The sequence below is a fragment of the Arthrobacter sp. TE12232 genome, from assembly GCF_054062615.1.
In genome coordinates this window covers 2,427,011-2,441,770 of the sequence record NZ_JBSSFK010000001.1, presented here as the reverse complement: position 1 = coordinate 2,441,770, position 14,760 = coordinate 2,427,011, and the positions used below count along the sequence as shown (strand labels likewise).

Annotated in this window: 11 protein-coding genes; 2 read left to right on the top strand and 9 right to left on the bottom strand. The window is 66.2% G+C overall.

What is annotated here, in order from left to right; translation table 11 throughout:
* Positions 1-229 precede the first annotated feature (229 nt).
* Positions 230-1,114, bottom strand: a complete 885-nt coding sequence (locus ACVWZ7_RS10815) for a carbon-nitrogen hydrolase family protein (protein WP_344365140.1) — start codon at positions 1,112-1,114, stop codon at positions 230-232.
* Between the two features lie 341 nt (positions 1,115-1,455).
* Here ACVWZ7_RS10815 and ACVWZ7_RS10810 point away from each other — a divergent pair, with 341 nt between their 5' ends.
* Positions 1,456-2,910 carry a purine-cytosine permease family protein gene (locus tag ACVWZ7_RS10810; protein ID WP_344365143.1) on the top strand — a complete coding sequence of 485 codons (1,455 nt, stop codon included), beginning with the start codon at positions 1,456-1,458 and terminating at the stop codon, positions 2,908-2,910.
* Between the two features lie 66 nt (positions 2,911-2,976).
* On the opposite strand, the gene ACVWZ7_RS10805 is transcribed toward ACVWZ7_RS10810, so the two are convergent.
* From ACVWZ7_RS10805 to ACVWZ7_RS10790, 4 genes are all read right to left on the bottom strand, one after another.
* A complete protein-coding gene (locus tag ACVWZ7_RS10805) occupies positions 2,977-4,956 on the bottom strand; it encodes an APC family permease (RefSeq protein WP_344365145.1) in 1,980 nt (659 codons plus the stop codon).
* Between the two features lie 192 nt (positions 4,957-5,148).
* A complete protein-coding gene (locus tag ACVWZ7_RS10800) occupies positions 5,149-6,894 on the bottom strand; it encodes a phospholipase C (RefSeq protein ID WP_456507839.1) in 1,746 nt (581 codons plus the stop codon).
* 488 nt (positions 6,895-7,382) lie between these two features.
* Positions 7,383-10,058: a PEP/pyruvate-binding domain-containing protein gene (locus tag ACVWZ7_RS10795; protein WP_456507838.1), complete on the bottom strand. Its 2,676-nt coding sequence runs from the start codon at positions 10,056-10,058 to the stop codon at positions 7,383-7,385.
* A gap of 154 nt (positions 10,059-10,212) precedes the next feature.
* The gene (locus tag ACVWZ7_RS10790; protein ID WP_344365154.1) at positions 10,213-11,382 is read right to left on the bottom strand and encodes an alkaline phosphatase family protein; all 1,170 of its coding nucleotides are present in this window, start codon (positions 11,380-11,382) and stop codon (positions 10,213-10,215) included.
* A gap of 205 nt (positions 11,383-11,587) precedes the next feature.
* Here ACVWZ7_RS10790 and ACVWZ7_RS10785 point away from each other — a divergent pair, with 205 nt between their 5' ends.
* Positions 11,588-12,559 (top strand): magnesium transporter CorA family protein, encoded by a 972-nt coding sequence (locus ACVWZ7_RS10785; RefSeq protein ID WP_456507837.1) that lies wholly within the window; start codon positions 11,588-11,590, stop codon positions 12,557-12,559.
* A gap of 11 nt (positions 12,560-12,570) precedes the next feature.
* On the opposite strand, the gene ACVWZ7_RS10780 is transcribed toward ACVWZ7_RS10785, so the two are convergent.
* The 4 genes from ACVWZ7_RS10780 to ACVWZ7_RS10765 all read right to left on the bottom strand — a co-directional run bounded on the left by ACVWZ7_RS10780 (position 12,571) and on the right by ACVWZ7_RS10765 (position 14,653).
* Complete coding sequence (locus ACVWZ7_RS10780) at positions 12,571-13,089, bottom strand: DUF2127 domain-containing protein (RefSeq protein WP_456507836.1); 519 nt, start codon at positions 13,087-13,089, stop codon at positions 12,571-12,573.
* A 37-nt stretch (positions 13,090-13,126) separates the two neighbouring features.
* Positions 13,127-13,762 (bottom strand): LysE family translocator, encoded by a 636-nt coding sequence (locus tag ACVWZ7_RS10775; protein WP_456507835.1) that lies wholly within the window; start codon positions 13,760-13,762, stop codon positions 13,127-13,129.
* Positions 13,763-13,883: 121 nt separating this feature from the next.
* On the bottom strand, positions 13,884-14,120 hold the full coding sequence (locus ACVWZ7_RS10770) for a hypothetical protein (protein WP_456507834.1): 237 nt from the start codon (positions 14,118-14,120) through the stop codon (positions 13,884-13,886).
* A 170-nt stretch (positions 14,121-14,290) separates the two neighbouring features.
* Positions 14,291-14,653 (bottom strand): ArsR/SmtB family transcription factor, encoded by a 363-nt coding sequence (locus ACVWZ7_RS10765; protein ID WP_456507833.1) that lies wholly within the window; start codon positions 14,651-14,653, stop codon positions 14,291-14,293.
* Between the last annotated feature and the right edge of the window lie 107 nt (positions 14,654-14,760).

Sequence of the window (14,760 nt, the reverse complement as noted above, 5' to 3'; positions counted from 1 at the left end):
CACACACGGGACCGGCCGCCGCTTTCGTGTATGCCCTGACCTTGCGGGGCGCTGTCGGCGTCGCTGTTGCCCATGGCCGGAAGCCAGCGGCCGCCGGTGCGCACGGAGCGGGCCAGCATGGAATCCCACGTGTTGATGGCGTACTCGTCGTCGGCGGTCCACGGACCGGTCCACACTTCGACTGCGTCGGCCTCGTCGTATCCGAACTTCCAGCGGCAGGCGAGCCAGGCTACGGCTGGTGCTTCGTGTGGGCTTCCGGTGTCCAGGTAGCTGGGGTGATTCTGCCGCCATAGATGGGGAGCTCGATGGGAGGGTCATCGGTCCGGAACTGCGACCACATCCGGTTCAATCCTGCAGTACCTTCTGAACGGACCCGCCCCGGGTGCCCCATGTCCAGCGCTGCGGAGAGCACGCAGGGGGAGTCGTCCGGAGCTTCGGACAGGACGGCGCCCTCGGGGTCCACGATGATGCTGCGTCCCTGGCCGGTGGGCCCGGCGCAGTTGACGCTGATCATGAACACCTGGTTGACGATTGCGTTGGCGCGGGCGAGGATCAGCTCCTGGGCCCGGTCCGGGGTGGTGGTCTTGACGACATTGATGATGACGTCGGCTCCCATCCAGGCCAGCTGGCGGGTGACCTCGGGGAACCAGGCGTCGTAGCAGATGGACAGGCCGGCCCTGCCGAATCCGGGTAGATCGACCGTCACAAAAGTGTCTCCGGGGTCGTAGGGTTCGAACGGGCGCCAGGGGAAGATCTTCCGGTAGCTTGCCGCCAGGGCACCCTCGGGGGAGAGCACCAGGGACGTGTTGAACAGCTGTCCATGCGGCCCGCGTTCGCAGATGCTCCCGGGGACCAGCCAGAGCTTGAGGTCTCCGGCGAGTTGCCTCAACTCATTAACGAGCGGCCCGTCGAGCGGCTGCGCGGCCTCCTGGAGCGCTTCGGTTCGTTGCCTGTCCGGGACTCCGTCGCTGAAGAGGTGGAGTTCGGGGAAAACCATCAGCTGCGTTTCGGGGTATTCCGCCAGAACGCGCGCGGCTTCATCGGCGAAGCCGCGGAAGGGCCCGCCAATCGGGCGCCCCGGGGCCTGGACGGCTGCAACAGCAAGGTTCGACATCGGCGGTTACCTTTGAACGGACGGCTATGGGGGACGGCCGACGGCGGGATCGGCTCGCATCGCCCGATCCGCTTCCGGCCGCCCGCCGGTCTGTGGGGCAAGAGACCCGACGATGCCTGCCGTTGAGCCCAATAGTGCCCTCCGACAGCTCTTGACATTCGCACGATATGGCGACCACGATTCTGTCATCCCTACCAGGGGAACGACACGATTCGAGTTTACTCTTGCCCGCGATCTGCACGTGATTCTCTTCATACCCTTAGGGCGGCCCCGCAGGTTCCGGCCGCAGCCTTCGATCCCGCACCGATGCTGACGGCATCGCACCATCCAGGAGACATGTCATGAGTACAGCCACAGGTCAGGCGGCGGGCGGAGGACTCGAGGTCCGGTCGATTGACTATGTTCCGCTCAACGAGAGGCATGGAAAGGTCTCGCACATTGGGCCGCTCTGGTTCATGAGCAACGCCCAGATCGCCACGCTCGCGGTGGGTCTGATCAGCATCACGACCGGAGGGAACCTGATCTGGTCATTGATCGCCATCGCCATCGGCGTGCTGGTGGGCACCTTGTTCATGGCGGCGCACTCCTCTCAGGGTCCGCAGCTCGGGTTGCCCCAGATGATCCAGTCCCGTCCACAGTTCGGGTACGTGGGGGCCCTGCTGGTGTGGCTCTTCGCCTACCTGCAGTACGCGGGATTCAATGTCTTCAACACCGTCCTGGCCGGCGAGGCCGTGACCGGGTCCCTTCACATCGGAAACGCAACCCTCTGGTTCTGGGTCATCACGATTATCGCCGCCGCCGTCGCACTGTTCGGCTATGACCTGATCCACGGCTTCGAACGCTATCTGACCTACCTGACCATCATCATGCTGGCGCTGCTGACGGTGGCTGTCCTCACCCACCTTGACCTGCCCGGCGGCGCGTTCAATCTGGCCGATTTCCATCTCGTCCCCTTCCTGGGACAACTGGGCGTGGCGGCCGGCTACCAAATTTCCTGGGCCATTTACGTCTCGGACTATTCCCGCTACCTGCCCCCGGAATCCGGGCGCGGGACGTTCCAGTGGACGTTCTGGGGGAGTGCCCTGGGCGGTATCTGGGTCATGTTCCTGGGATCATTCATTGCCGCGGCAGCCGGCACGGAGTTCGATACCATCACCTCGATCCAGGACACTGCCAACAAGTTGTTCCCGGGGTTCGGGGCGATCGCATTGTTCATCGCTTCCCTTGGGCTCCTGTCGGTCACGGCATTGAACATGTATGGCGGGTCCCTGACCCTGATCTCGTCCATCGACAGCCTGCGCCGCATCCGGCCCACCGTCAAAATCCGCGTCGTCACGATCGTGATCACCGCGGCCATCTCACTCGTCTTCGCCAACTTCGCATCCGCGGACTTCCTCGCCAACTTCAACGACTTCCTGCTGCTGGTGCTGTACTTCTTCATCCCGTGGACAGCGGTGAACCTTACGGACTACTTCGTCGTCCGCAAGGGCCACTATGCCATCGCGGAGATCTTCCATCCTCACGGCATTTACGGACGCTGGGGCTGGCCCGGAATCACGTCTTACCTCGTGGGCTTCTTGGTCATGATTCCCTTCTTCTCCGCCGGAAAACTCTTCGTCGGACCCGCGGCCGAGGCAATGGGTGGCGCTGACATCTCCCTGTTCATTGGCCTGCCGGTCTCGGCCGTCCTCTACTGGGCACTCACCCGCCGCATCGACACTGCTGCGGAATGGCGCCTGGCAAAGACCCAGGCAACCGAACTTGAGGAAGCCGCGAAGATGCACGTCGAGCCCTAATCCGGCGTCGAGCCCCAGTCCGGCGCAGGAACAGACGGGTGGGTGCGGCGGCCCACCCGGCGGCCATCAGCCGACGTGGATGCCCGGGCGGAGGGCCGGGTCGTGTTCGACCTCGCGGAGGATCTCACGCACCAGCGGGGCCGTGTCGCCCTGGCCCAGGAACAGGTACCGCATCAGGTGACTGATCGGGTTCCCTTCCGACCACTCGAAATAGCATTGGGGCTTGGTGGCGGTCGAGTCGCGCATGGCCAGAAGGACCGCTGCGATCGCGTTCGGCACCGCCGGCGACTTCACCCGCAATACCCGGTAGCCGCCCACTTCGATACCTTCGACCCGGAGCGTGTGGCTGAACGCCGACGGGTCGGAGATCTCCACCTCCAGGAAGATGACGTCCGCCGGACCCGGGACCGGGTTCAGGCCGCGCTGCTCGTACTCCTTGTCGGCGTACTCGGCCTTGTCGCCTGCCTGGCGCTTGTTGGCAATGACGTTCAGCTGGCCGTCGAAGGCGATCGAGTCGGTGATGAACTGCCGGGCTGCCTCGTCGAACTCGATGGTTTCCAGGCGCAGTTCGGTGGTGCGCTTCACCCGCGAGATCAGCGAGACGATGATGATGCCGGCGATGAAGAATGCCGAAATCGCAATGCCGTCGGGCTTTTCGATGACGTTGGCGACCAGTGCGTACAGCAGGACCAGGGTCAGCGCGCCGAATCCCAGGGTCCCGGCACGGCTGTGCCGGCGGACCGCTGAGACTGTCACGGCGACCGCACCGGAGACCATCATGGCCAGGATGCCGGTGGCGTAGGCGCCGGCCTGGGCGTTGACGTCGGCGTTGAAGGCGATGGTGATGCCGACGCTCAGCACGGTGTAGACGATCACGACCGGGCGGACGGCCCGGCCCCATTCCGGTGCCATGCCGTACGCGGGGAGGTAGCGGGGCACGATGTTGATGAGCCCGGCCATGGCGGAAGCGCCGGCGAACCAGAGAATCAGGGCGCTGGAAATATCGTAGACGGTGCCGAATCCGGCGCCGAACAGGTCGTGGGCGAGGAACGCCAAGGCGCGGCCGTTGGCCTGTCCGCCGTCCTGGAATTCCTTGGCCGGGATCATGACCGTGGTGAGGAAGCTGGTGGACATCAGATAGACGCTCATGATGGCCGCCGCCGTGGTGAGGAGTTTGCGGGTGTTCTTGACCCTGGAGGCCATGACGTCCTCCGGGGTGTTCCCGGTGGCTTTGATCAGCGGCATCATGGACACGCCGGTCTCGAAGCCGGAGAGCCCCAAAACCAGCAACGGGAAGGCGATGACTGCCGGACCAATGAGGCTCATCGGCCCGCCGCCGGCACTGGAGAGCAGCCGGTCCTGCCAGCCGGCGATCAGGGAGGGGTCCGAGAAGACGTGCGCGAACCCGGCGGCGACGACGGCGGCGTTCAGGAGGAGGTAGACAGCCACTAGCGGGATGGCGACGCCGACGGCCTCATTGAAGCCAAGAAGGAATACCCCGCCCAGGATCAGCAGCAGGATCACCGTGATGACGACGGCACTGCCCTTCAGGCCTTGCGGGATCATCGGATTCTCCAGCAGGTGCACTGTGGCGTCGGCGCCCGACAGGGTGATGGTGATGATCCACGAGGTCGCGACGAACCCGAGCAACAGCAGGACGAAGAACTTGCCGCGCCAGAACGGCAGTAGCTTCTCCAGCATGGCAACGGACCCCTGCCCGTGCGGGCTCTCCTGCGCGACGCGGCGGTACATGGGCAGCATGCCCAGCAGGGTCAGTGCCACGATCAGCAGGGTCGCCAGCGGGGACAGGGCGCCGGCGGCCAGGGCCGCGATGCCTGGTAGGTAGGACAGGGTGGAGAAGTAGTCGACGCCGGTCAGGCACATGACCTTCCACCAGGCGTTGGGCTTGTGATCTTCCTCTGCTTCGGGGCCGGCCGGTGCGACCTGGTTGGCGAGCAGCCAGCGGACCAGGGGTTTGCGGTCCGGGGCTGCGGCCTGCTTAAGGTCAACCTGGGCCGGTACGGCGTGGTCAGAAGTGGTCGTCATGGGGTCTTTCCGTCGGTGGCCGGGCGTCTGCAGGGCCGGAACAAAGCACAGGGACCGGCCAATTCTAGTGGCCGTCCCTCCGGCCGGCTGCCAGCTGGAGGAGGTACCGGAAACGCCACCCGGCTGCCGGCCGGATGGCGTTTCCTGGAGTGATGTTTTCCTGGCGGCCACGGACCGGTCCGCTGCGGGCAGTTACTCCCCGGAGTTGCTGCCGCGGTTGTTGCCGCCGTCGTCGTGGCCGGAGTTGTTGCCGTCCTCTGTCTTGGTGATGGAGGCGACGGCGCCGGTTTGTTCGTTGAGCAGGACTTTGTCGGTGCGCTGCCTGTCGAAGTTGAACATGGCGTTCACCGAGCCGGCTGTCGCGTCCGCGGAGGCGTCGCCGATTTGGCCGGTGTGCCAGTTGTCTTCGATGAAGCGAAGGATCGAGGCCTGGTCCGTCTGGGTGTGGTCCACATAGTTCTTCTTCGCATACGGTGAAATGACCACGAGCGGCTGGCGGGGGCCGGGGCCGCAGCGGTCAGCGTAACCGCTGGCCATCGGGATCCCGCTGGCCGCAGCGGTCTGGCACCAGGCGGCGTCGTCGGCGGAGTTTGAGGAGTTCTTCACCTTGGCGACGGCGTGGTCGTACCAGCCGTCCGAGTCGTCGTAGGCGAGTACGACGGCCGTGTTCTCCCAGTTCTTGGAGTTCTGGATCTGGTTCACGGTGTTGGTGATGAAGTTCTGCTCGTCGACCGGGTCAGAATAGGCGGCGTGGCCGTCCTGGTACATTCCCGCCTTCAGGAAGGACACGGCGGGCATGTTGTCGGTGTTGACCACCTTGTTGAAAGCGGTGAGGTCGTACTGGTGGTTCGCCTGGCCGTTGTGGCCGATTTCCGCGTCCGACGCCGGCGCCAGGTGGTGCGGGTTGGCGGTCGAGGCGTAGTACTGGAACGGCTGGTGGTGCGGGGAGTAGTCAACGACGCTGGCTCCGGCGGCGTTCGTGTGGCTGGACAGGCACGACGCCGGCGTGGTCCCTGTAGCGGCAGTGGTCGGTGTGAAGCCGCCCTGGAACCAGCCCCAGGATGTGCCCTTGGCGCTGAGAAGGTCCCCGATGTTCCTGCCGGTCATGCCGGCCAGGTTGTTGGTTTTGGCGTGGCTATTGTTCGAGCAGTCGTCGTAGACCGGGTCCGGATCGTTGATGACAGTCCCGACGCCGTTCGCGTCAGGCTGGCGGACAGTGCTGCTTCCGGCTGCCGGTGTGGCCACGGGTTGCCCGGCGGCGGTGTATTCCGTGGCCCCGTGGGTCTGGCCCGAGACCAGGTTCAGCGCGCCCGGAGTGGATGGCCCGAAGACGGTGCTGAAGTGGTTGTCGCTCATGGCGTAGTTCTGGGCGTAGTTCCAAATGCCGGTGACGGTGTTGCCGTCGTAGTAGTCCATGGTCAGCCCGGGGCGGCCGTACTGGTTGGTGCCGCAGGAGTCCCGGCTGGTGAACTGGACAAACTGGTCCATCGCGCCGCCGTTGTACGCCTTCTGCTCGGCAGTGTACCCATGGTCCTGGTCGCAGGTGACGGCCTGCATCGGCGAGAGCCGGGCCGGCTGCACCGCGTTGGGATTGTTCGGTGCCAGGAGGCCCGCTGTAGCCAAAGTGTTGATGTCCTTGGGCGTGTTCTTCGCGGCGGTGAAGGAAGCTGCTGCGGTGCCCGTGCCTTGCTGGGCTTCACCCGGGGTGTTGGCGGCTTGGGGGTAGGTGGCGAAGTAGTGGTCGAACGAGACGTTCTCCTGGAAGATCACCACCACGTGCTTGATCGGCGTCGCGGTGCCGCTGTGATTTTCGCCGGCAGAAGCCGGCCCTGCGCCGAAGCCGATCGCTCCGGCTGTCAGCGCCGTGGCCGCCAGGGCTGCAGCGCCCGTGGCGGCGGCGACGCGCTTTCGGGTAAAACGTTGTGCTGGATGAGGCATGGGTTATCCAATCGTTCCGGTTCAGGGGTACCGGCCGTCAAAGGCCGGCTTCGCATTCATCGCCGACGGTAGGGGCTCGTCATGAATCCGCGGTAAACGGCACGAGGCCAAAGAAAGCCTGCTTAGTGTCGGTCGCCACGGATGGGCCGGGATCCGCGGTGTCGCGGTCCGGCCGCCGCCGGATTGCCCTATTTGGCGGGGGTAACGGCGGCTTCGCAGGTGAGGATTTTGGCGCCGTCGCCTTCGTCGCCGTTATCGGTTGCCACCTTCATCGTGAGGTGATTCCCATTGGGCGTTGCCCTCGTGCTGGTCAGTGTTGCCTGCCGCCTGGGCGGCCGCGGTGGCGCAGATCGTCGATGCGGGCGGGGTGGGTGAACGGCAGGTTGCGCCGCGGCCCGGGCGCCGGTGTCGAATCTCGGACATGATGCGGCCCGAAGCCACGCGAGGGTGGCGGCGGGATGTGAGCGGGCGGAGCAGTTGCGCAGGGCTTAGGCGGATCCACCGTCCGCTGGGCGAGGCCCCCGCTCGATCGTGACAGTGCCGGCATCGCCGTCGACCCGGATCCGCTGGCCGCTGGTCAGCCTCTGGGTGGCCACGCCGGTGCCGAGCACGGCCGGGATGCCGTACTCCCGGGCGACGATCGAACTGTGGCTCAACGGGCCGCCGACGTCGGTGACCACGGCGGAGGCCATCGCGAACAGCGAGGTCCACGCGGGAGTGGTGATGCGGGCGACCAGGACGTCGCCGGGAACCATCGTCGCGAAATCCTCGGGTCCTCGCAGGACGCGGGCGGGAGCACTGACCCGGCCCGAGCTGGCGCCGGTGCCTTTGATGACGTCGCCCGGCTGCTGTTGTGAGGCTGCCGGCATCATGGACCCGAAGGCCCGCTCCATCCACCGGCTCTCGGGCAGCAGTTGCGGGGCGGAGGCCTTGGCCTGGCCCCGCCAGAGCATCCTGCGCTCCTCGATGGCGGCCGCCCGGACGGGCCGGTCTGCCCCGGTAATGGCCACGGCCGCCGGTGCGCCCGGCGCGGCGAGGCCGAACTCGACGGCGCTTCGCAGCTCCCGGTGGCGGAGCCAGAAGACGTCGCCGGGCTCGGCGATGACGGTGGAGCCAACCAGCCGTTGGCCGAGTTCGAGCAGCATCCGCCGCAGCAGCGGCCAGGCCAGTCCGACGTCGGCCAGGGCGTCCTCGCGGATCGGGGCGGCATTCTGCGCCCACCGGAGCAGCCGGAGGAACGCGGCCCGGCGCCGCGGCCCAAGCCGGGCGGCCGTTTGGCCGGTTTCCTCTTCCCGGCGGGCGGCCAACAACCGCTGGCGCTCATGCGGGTCCGTGCCCTGTCCCCGCAGGTAGAACTTCACCGTCTCCAGCAGCGGCGAGGGATCATCTGCGGGCACCGGGCAGACGAAGTCCAGATTGTAGACTGCATGGCCGTACCGGCCGAGGTGGTCCTGGAAGCGGGGACGCCATTGCCCCCAGAGTGCCTGGTCCATGGCGGCCGGCGGCACCCCGGTGCGCTGCGACTCGACCAGGGCCGGCGTCGGTGCGTTGAGGATCGCCGGGGCGAGGCCCGGAACACCCCGGACCCAGGCTGCGAGGTCGTACAGCGACTTCTCGGCCCGGATGGGTTCGCTGTCGTAGCCGAGGAGGAACGTCTGGGCCGGGGCGTCTCCGTTGCGCCGAACTAACTTGTCGTAGTAGGCCCGGAAGGAGATTTCGCTTGTCGCGGCGACCGGAATGATTGACTGCACCGCCGTGTAGTAGACGGTGCCGGCGTCCAGCAACGTCTGCACACCCTCCAACAATTCCTCCCCGGAGAGCCCCCCGAGGGGCTTCGCCGACCAGTCCTTGATCACCCGTTCGTAGCGGGGATGCGAATACTCCCGCCAGCCGGCCACTCCCATGTGCGCCGTGCCGCGGATCAGCGCGCGCATCGCAGCCAGCGACATGGCCGTCACGCGCAACATTGCCGAGGTGCGGTAGTAGTAATAGGCGTAGCCATTAATAGTGGGCAGTCCGACGTCGTCCTCCCCAATGACGTTCTTGCCGATGGCGCCGGCCATCAAGGCCCTCAGCGACCGGGACACCGAGCCGTCAATGAGATCGGCGAACAGCGGTGAGAGCGGGTCAGGCAGCTGTTCCACGATGCTCGCCCGGAAGTAGAGCCCCTTCGGATAGGGCACCGGCCACGTGTCCGGAGCATCAGCTGCCGGTTCCGGCAGTGCGGTGATCGGGCGGGATTGCAGGAGGAAGAACTCGCCACCGGCCCGTGCCCACTCGATGTCCTGCGGGGCCCCGAAATGATCCGCGATCCGGGTTCCGTAGCCGGCCAGCTCGGCCGCGGCCTGGTCGTCGAGTACGGGCTGACGACGGCGGCCCGCCGGCACAGGCTGCTCCCGGGTGCCGTGGTCCGCGACGACGGTCATGACTTCCTTGTCGGCGGTCCGGCGCGAGAGCACACGGCCAGAGCCCGCTTCGACGACGACGTCATCGGTGGTGACCGTGCCGCTGACCACGGATTCGCCCAGGCCCCACGCGGCGCTGATCAAGATCTGGTCGCGGCGCCCGTTGGCCGGATTGGCGGTGAACATCACCCCGGCGGCGTCGGCCTCGACCATCCGCTGGACCACGACGGCGAGGCGCACCGCGTCCGGTCCGATGCCTTCGCGGGCCCGGTAGGCCATGGCGCGCGCCGTCCACAGGGAGGCCCAACAATCGGTCACGGCCGCGGCCAGGGCTTCCGCCCCGACGACGTTGAGGTAGGTTTCCTGTTGCCCCGCGAAGCTGGCGGAGGGGAGGTCCTCGGCCGTGGCGGAGGAGCGCACCGCCACGGCTGCATCCCCGTCGCCGATCAGCCGGTAGGCGGCACCGAGCTCAGTTGCGATAGCGGCCGGCATGGTTCCGCCGGCGAACAGGGCGCGGATCCGGTTCGAGGCATCCTCGTAATCCTGTGGCGATGCCAGCGGTGACAGCGAGTCGAGCTCACGGATGCCGGCCTGAAGGCGATTGGCTTCCACAAAATCCGCGTAGGCTGCGGTGTTCAGCACGAACCCCGGGGGAACCGGCAGCCCGGCCTGAACGAGGCCGCCCAAGCCGACGCCTTTGCCGCCGGCCATGGCGACGTCGCCTTGTCCCACATCGCCGAGGTTGTTGATGTAGGTCATGACCGAGCACCTTTCTGCCGGGAGCCGGGGCGCCATCATTGAGCGTGACTCTCAACATACTGGCACTGCCGCAGGCCGGGGGCCATAGCTGCAGCCGTTGCCAAAGCCCCATGCTGCGCGGCCGGGGACCGCCTCACGCGGGCCGTTCGCATGGTCAGCGACCGGCGTCGCGCCCGTCGGTCCATACGTCAGCCCCGAATCCGGCGAGCCCGGGAGTTCCTGCATAGCCGAGGTAGGGCAGCGCGAACAGGTCTTCGATGCTTTTCAGGAGCGAGTAGTGGTTATACGGTGTGGAGCTCGTCGTCCCGGGACGGACGAAGGGCGAGAGCACCAGCGCGCCGATGCGTCCGCCGCCCTTGCCGTTGCCGGGCCCGGCCGCAAACGTGCCATCCTTCGCGGCCGACGGCGGCAGGCCGGGCGCGGCAACGTTGGGGCCGGAGGGCTCGTTACAGCAGGCGCTGGTGTCGCCGTCGGCCTCATCGTTGACGATGATGATGGCACCGCTTTCCTGAAAGGCGGGAGATGCCGAGATCAGGGACACCCAGGTGCGCAGCCAGGCATCCTCCGCCGCGGGACCGGCAGGCTGGCCGTCGCAGTTCTGGTTATGTCCGTCATTGCACAGGCTGGGGGAGATGAACGACAGGTTGGGGGTGGTTGAGACGGCCGTCAGATCCTGGGGCAGCCGGGCCAGGGACCCGACATTCGCGGCGCACGCCGCGGTTCCTGCCACTGACGCGAAATACAGGAACGGGTTGTGACGGGCCGTGTAGGCATCCCCGGCCGTGGCTTCCTGCGTCAGGTCCGTGGATCCGGGACCCAGGGAGGGCTTCCCGCAGACGGCTTCTTCCCGCCCCGGGACGTTGCCCATGTCCTCCATGTAGCCCTTCCAGGTCAGGTTCCGTGCCGCGAGCTGGCCCGCCAGGGTGGGCACCGACGCCGGAAAGATGCAGCCGGCGTCGGACTTGACCTGCCCGAAGCGTTCCGCGGACGGGTGCACCATGTCCGTGTAGGCCGTGCAGTCCATCTGGATGTCGGGGCTCGGAGCGACACCGCCCAGCATGGCCAGGTAATTTCCCAGGCTGTAGTGCGCGGTCCCGTAGTACTGGTCCAGCAAAACGCCCTGGCCGCGAAGCGTTTGGGCCAGATACGGAAGGCGCGAATTCGGCCCGAACGACTGCGCGTAGGAAGCGTTCTCAAGCACAATCACAAACACGTGGCGGACAGGCGAAAGACGGCCGGCCGGCCCGTCCGGTTGGCTGACGCCGGCCCCAAGGATCACAAGCAGGACCACGGCGATGCAAAGGAACGCTCGTCTTCGGTTCATCAGACCCGGATTCCCTTCCCGGCGAACACATACTCCCGCGCCGGATCCGGCGTGCCTCCGGTGCCCGTTCCTGCGGACGGTATGTCACGCCGGTCCATAAACAGAATAGACACCGGCCCCACTCCCCGGACAGGCCCGGGCGCGCTGAGCCGGCGTGTTTACGACGTTGAGGATGTTCGGAGGCAGCTCCCGTAGCATGACGCGGATGGTATTCATACGGCTGTACCGCGAAGGAAAACTTGAACGCGACGACGTCAGCGCCCACGAGATCGAGGCCCTGGCGCACCAGGACGACGTGGTGCTGTGGATCGATTTCACGGACCCGACGGCGGATGACCTTCTGGGTGTCGAGACGGTGTACGGGTTTCACCGCCTCGCCGTTGAGGATGCCGTCCATGATTTCCAGCGGCCCAAGCTGGATCGCTACGCCAACCACCTGTTCCTCTCGGCCTATCAGGCGGGGCTGCGGCCCGGCAGCGGGGAAGTGGACATTGCCGAGGTCTCGGCATTCGTGACCCGGAACGCCCTCGCGACCGTGCACGGGCCAGGGTTTGATACGGACAAACTGATGGCGCACTGGGATGCCGAGACGGACCTGGCCGCACACGGGGTGCCTTTCCTGTTCTGGGGCCTCCTGGACATGATCGTCGACGGGCACTTCGACGCCGTGCAGGAACTGGACGGCTACATCGACGCCCTTGAAGAATCGCTCTTCGATGACCACTCACCCGACCACGACCTGCAGCGAAAGACCTTCGAGCTGCGCAAGAACCTGGTCCGGCTCCGCCGGGTGGTCCTGCCCATGCGCGAAGTCCTCAACACCCTCCTCCGGCGGGACGACCTCGTCGGCTGCAGCCCCGCCATGCAGCCGTTCCTGCAGGACGTCTACGACCACGTACTGCGGGCCACGGAATGGACGGAGTCGCTCCGTGACTTGGTCACGACCATTCTGGAGACCCACATCAGTATTCAGGGGAACCAGATGAACCTGGTCATGAAAAAGGTCACCAGTTGGGCTGCGATCATCGCCGTACCCACCGCGGTCACGGGGTTCTTCGGGCAGAACGTGCCGTTTTTCGGCTTCCAGAGCGATTACGGTCTCTGGTTGTCCACCGCATTGATGGTCGCCGGATCAGTGTTCCTGTATCTGGGGTTCAAGAGGCGGGACTGGATCTAGATCAGCCAGTGTTATGCCTGGCGCGCAGCGTTGCCGGCGGGGGTGTTCGCGTTGCGGGTGCGGTGGGCCCTGTATTCGCGCCAGGTGAGCCAGACGATGAAGATATCGAAGGCTGTCAGGAGGGCTAGCCCCCAGGAGAAGGCAACCAGGAGTTCATAACTTTGGTAGAGGATGAAGGCCATCAGGAAGGCAATCATCCACGGGTAAGCCCACATTTTATCCTTGAGCACCGCCCAGACCAGGACCACCTTCACCGCTCCGTGCAACAGCAGGTAGATGGCGCCGAAGAGGGTCGCCGAGACGGTCATGGTCCCGGCCCAGTGCACCAAGGTGGTGGCAACCAGATCATGCGGATCTTCGGAGAGTTCGTGCTGTGTCAGTAACCGGACCCAGGCGCCGATCTGCGCGGGGGAGACCAGCAGCAGAAGAATTCCTCCCACGAGTTCCAAGAGTCCGTCAAGGCCTTTGAGAATCAGGCTGACCCTGAAGGTCTTGTCCAGCAACGTCCTGTCGGTACTGCCTTTAGCCAACGTCACCTCAAACCCCCGGCACGCACTTCCGGCACGGCTACGAGCTGGCGCTGGATGCCAGCACGCCCAGGCCGAGCGCGGCGATGATGCCGCTGCTGCCGCGTTCGAGCCAACTGCTCACCCGGGGGCGCTGCAGCCAGGCCATGGCCTTCGCCGCCGCGATGGATACGGCCGCCAGATAGAGGAACCCGATGGCGCTTTCGATGGCACCCAACACCATGGCGGTGTCCAGCGTGTTGCCGCCGTGCGGAATGAACTGCGGCACGACGGCGAGGTAGAACAGGCCCACCTTCGGGTTGAGCAGCGTGGAGAGGCCGCCGGCGCCGAACCCTGCCCGCCGGCTGTAGCTTCGGCGGGGAGTGCGGCCGGCCGTCGCGGAGGACTTTGTGCGGCGGGCCCGGATCAGCGAAGAAATTCCCAAGTACAGCAGGTACAGCCCGCCCGCGATCTTCAGCCAGCGGAACACTTCCGCGGATTCCTCCAGGACGGCGGCGAGCCCCACGCCCACCAGCGCGGCCCAGACCATGGATGCCACGGCCGAGCCGAGCGCGGCGGCAAGGCCGGCCCCGGCACTCTGCAGCGAGATCCGCAGCACCAGGAACGTATCCGGGCCGGGGGTGACGGAGAGCAGGAGGCACAGCCCGCCAAAGGCCAGCAGGGTCACGAGGGTCATGAGCACCATTGTCCGGGTGCCGGCCGTCCGGGCGCAACGGCGGCAACGCCCGGCCCGGATGAGAGGCCCGGGAAGGCAGTATGCGTTCCGGCGTTCCGAATATGTGTGGGGCGGGTGACGCTCACTGCGTCATATTCGGCGCCTGCGACGCCGGTCCCGGGTAGGTGACTGCGTCGGCGGCGTCCAGGACCTCCAGTGCCGTGAGGTGTGCGGCGGCGGCCACGTCCCTTATGGACTTGCCGTGTGTGACTGCCGCGGCGACGGCGGACTGCAGGTTGGCCGCGTTCTCCTCGCTGGTTCTGGACGTCTCAAGCCGGGCGGCAGCCGCTTCCACAGCCAGGATTTCACTATCGATCACCGGTTGTCCTCCAGTCCCGTCTCTGCCTCATTGCAGTTGAGCCGGGAAGCGATTCGTGCCCGATGACGGGCCGCACCCGGCGGTCAGGAAAGGATATCGAACGTTGGACCAGTCTGTCTCGCGTCTGTGTCGAAACCGCGGAGCGGCCGCTCGTCTCGGCACGCCGGTATCTACAGGATCGCGTCGTCCGTTGAGGTTTCGCCGTGAGGGAGGCTCAACCGGGCGGTGCGAAGGAGGGTTCCGAGCAAGGAGCGGGCGTCGCCCAGCAAGGTGTTCACTTCGGGGCAGGCAAGCTCATAAAACAGCCGCCCGTCCCGCCGGGTCGGGAGAATCAGGTGCTGGCGGCGCAGCACACCGAGATGCTGGGACAGATTGGAGGGTTCGAGGCCGGTGTTGTGGCGCAGCGTGCTGACGGCCACTGGGCCGTCAGCAAGCATTTCCAGGAGCTGGACCCGTGCAGGGTGCCCCATCGCCTTGAAGAGGTCGGCCTTCACATCGGACAGGACAAGGCTTGCAGGCAATCCGTCCGCCATGGGGGCCTTCTCCTTCGCATCCAATACTCACGGCCCAAGGCCCGTGCCGGACCTGGTCCGAGGAAATTAGCACACGCGAGACAGAAAAGTCTGTCTCCCACTCGTTC

Excerpts from the sequence above, each read along its gene's own strand:
- ACVWZ7_RS10815 (WP_344365140.1), bottom strand. The coding sequence starts at position 1,114 with ATGTCGAACCTTGCTGTTGCAGCCGTCCAGGCCCCGGGGCGCCCGATT.
- ACVWZ7_RS10810 (WP_344365143.1), top strand. The coding sequence starts at position 1,456 with ATGAGTACAGCCACAGGTCAGGCGGCGGGCGGAGGACTCGAGGTCCGG.
- ACVWZ7_RS10805 (WP_344365145.1), bottom strand. The coding sequence starts at position 4,956 with ATGACGACCACTTCTGACCACGCCGTACCGGCCCAGGTTGACCTTAAG.
- ACVWZ7_RS10800 (WP_456507839.1), bottom strand. The coding sequence starts at position 6,894 with ATGCCTCATCCAGCACAACGTTTTACCCGAAAGCGCGTCGCCGCCGCC.
- ACVWZ7_RS10795 (WP_456507838.1), bottom strand. The coding sequence starts at position 10,058 with ATGACCTACATCAACAACCTCGGCGATGTGGGACAAGGCGACGTCGCC.
- ACVWZ7_RS10790 (WP_344365154.1), bottom strand. The coding sequence starts at position 11,382 with ATGAACCGAAGACGAGCGTTCCTTTGCATCGCCGTGGTCCTGCTTGTG.
- ACVWZ7_RS10785 (WP_456507837.1), top strand. The coding sequence starts at position 11,588 with ATGGTATTCATACGGCTGTACCGCGAAGGAAAACTTGAACGCGACGAC.
- ACVWZ7_RS10775 (WP_456507835.1), bottom strand. The coding sequence starts at position 13,762 with ATGACCCTCGTGACCCTGCTGGCCTTTGGCGGGCTGTGCCTCCTGCTC.
- ACVWZ7_RS10765 (WP_456507833.1), bottom strand. The coding sequence starts at position 14,653 with ATGGCGGACGGATTGCCTGCAAGCCTTGTCCTGTCCGATGTGAAGGCC.